Annotated in this window: 1 protein-coding gene; it reads right to left on the reverse strand. The window is 53.0% G+C overall.

Annotated features, from left to right (window positions below):
- The coding region (locus ACIQ2X_RS17040; RefSeq protein ID WP_396180223.1) for a hypothetical protein at nucleotides 1-2,576 on the reverse strand (2,576 nt) is incomplete at both ends.

Consider the following 2,576-nt stretch of genomic DNA (forward strand, 5'->3'; position numbering starts at 1 on the left):
CCCGAAACTGCTCGCGCATAATAGCCCTGATTGATTTGGGCAGCGAAATCGAGACCCAATCCATCGAAAGTGAAGTCGGAATTGATGATCGCGTGGCTAGAGTAGCTTTCGATGCCACCCGACAGGCTGCGGTTCGTCGCCTCTACGCGATTGAAGCCCTTGGTGTCGACAACGGTGAGGTTTTCGATAGCTGCGCTCAGACCCTTACCCACATAGACGTCGTCGCCTTGGGCAGAGCCTGTCAGGTAGCCGGTCAGTGGACTTCCAGAATAGACGGGGCGCGCGGCGACGCCCCCGAAGATGAGGCTTTCAAAATTCCTAGCGGTCAGGCTGAAAAGCGCATTGTCTGTTTGGGTGATGTGGTAAACGCCATCGCTGTTTTGCTTGACGACATAGGAACTTTCATCGCCCCGCAAACGCAAGATATCGTAACCTTGGCCGCCATCGATGGTGCTGTTCACCGCAAAGGCAAAGTCGGCATAATCGTCACCGTCGCCTAAATCCACGCTACTGTTGAAGAGATCTGTACTATTGGCGCCGTTGCGCTTGAAGAAGACGAGGTCGTTATCGGCGCCTACGGAGATTTGGCTGCTATGGATGGCATCACGATTGACCGAAATGTCAATTATGTCGTTGCCGGTTCCCGTGTCGACCAAGCTGCCTGTGACGCCCATCCCGGTAGATAAGACCTTAAGCTTGTCGTTGCCGCTGCCAAATGTGAGTGAACTGACGCTCGCAATCGCGACGGCTTCACCAGTACCGGATATATTGATAACCGAAATGTCGGCAATGTCATTACCCTCGCCGAAGTCGTAGCTGCCCGAATAAATACCGAGGCTGTTGAAAGTTTCGGTCTTTTGAGCCCTAACTGTAAGGTTGAGGGTGTCATCACCTCCGCCGGCCTTTAGCTGCCAGCCTGCAATACCTGTTACCCCGTAATAGAATCCCAGCCGGTCAGCCGGAAAGTCTTCGACCGCCTGAATGTCAATGAAGCTGTTACCATCGCCCATATTCAAGCTACCGCCATTCACGGCAGTTGCATAGTACCCTTGATTAATCTTGGACTGGAAGGTGATTGTACCATCCCCAAAGGTGAAGTTCGAACCAAGAATGCCGTTGCTCAAATAGGAGCTAAATCCTCCTGTTATCGACGAATTCACTGCGCGGACGATATCGTCTCCGGCTGCGTCTACCACGGTCAGGTTCTCGATCGCAGCCGATAGCCCAGTTCCCATATACAACGTGTCTAACCCATAAGGGTCGCTTAAAAAGCCAGTCAAGTGCTCGGCAGAGTAAACCTTGGCAGGGATAGTTCCTTCCGCGCGAATATCCTCCACCCCCTGCACGGTAAGGCTGAAATTGCCATCATCGGGCCGTGTGATTAGTATCCTGTCAGGAAGGGCGCTGAACTGATAATCGAAGAGTGTTCCTGCGAGGTAAAGTGTGTCCGTACCTTCACCCCCTATAATGGTTGAATTTACCGAACGGCCAATGATGATAACGTCGTCATCGGTTCCAAGATCTATTAGGCTATTGACCAGCTCCGCCGAATTTACGTTATCAGATGCTAGCGTAACCGTATCGCTCCCGCTGCCCATCAGGATCGAGCTGGAGCCCACTGCATTGAGCGCACTCTGGACAGTCAGCGTGTCGTTGCCAGCGCCTGCATCCATCGACGAACCTGTGATGCCGTACCCTGTAGAGATAATTTGAACGTTATCGCTGCCAGCGCCAAGGCTGATGGTGCTAGTCTCAATCCCACGCGATGTGCTGACGCCCGAGTTGTTAACGACATCGACTATCAGCGTGTCGGTTCCCTCGCCAAACGCTAAATTGCTAGCAACGATGCCATAATCACTAAAGGTTTCAGATTTACTGCTCCTGACCTTAATGGCAAGGTTGTCGTTCCCAGCGCCCGCATCCAGCATCCAGCCATTTATTCCGCTGACTTGGTAAAAGAAACTTGATGGGCTCTGCTCGATAGCCTCGACGACCAGCGAGCTGTTACCGCTGCCCATAGTTAGCCCCCCGCCACTTATGCCACTAGCATAGTAGCCGTGATTAGTCAGCGCGCGCAGATCGATAGTGCCATCACCCAACCAAAGATTGGATTGATGAATGGCGCTCGTTACGTAATATTGAGGCCCAGGCACGAGCGATAGGTTCTCGGCAAGGATCTGGTCGTTCCCAATGAGGTCCGTAAGGTTCCATTGGGAAATGGCAAATTCGAGACCAGTCCAGCGATAGACATTATCATTGTCGGCAACGTCTTGCAGAACAACTTGGATCTCTTGGGTATCGGTCGAGGTGCCATCGGACACTTGGACGATAACGTCATAGACATTGTTGGCACCCAGATCGGCAGGCGTTTCAAAGTCAGGCGCATTCTTGAAGTTCAGTTCGCCTGTTGCAGGGTGAATCTGGAACAGCGCTGCATCCGCCCCGCCCGCTATAGAATAGACAAGAGTGGCGTTCGCATTAAGCGAAGTCGCAACCAGACGGGTTACGGCGGTGCTGTTCTCGGAGACAGTGACGCTAGCAGTGTCGCCGCCACCGTTGGACGAGATCAGCGGCTT

It is taken from the genome of Flavobacterium sp. (assembly GCF_044368625.1).
GTDB lineage: Bacteria > Bacteroidota > Bacteroidia > Flavobacteriales > Flavobacteriaceae > Flavobacterium.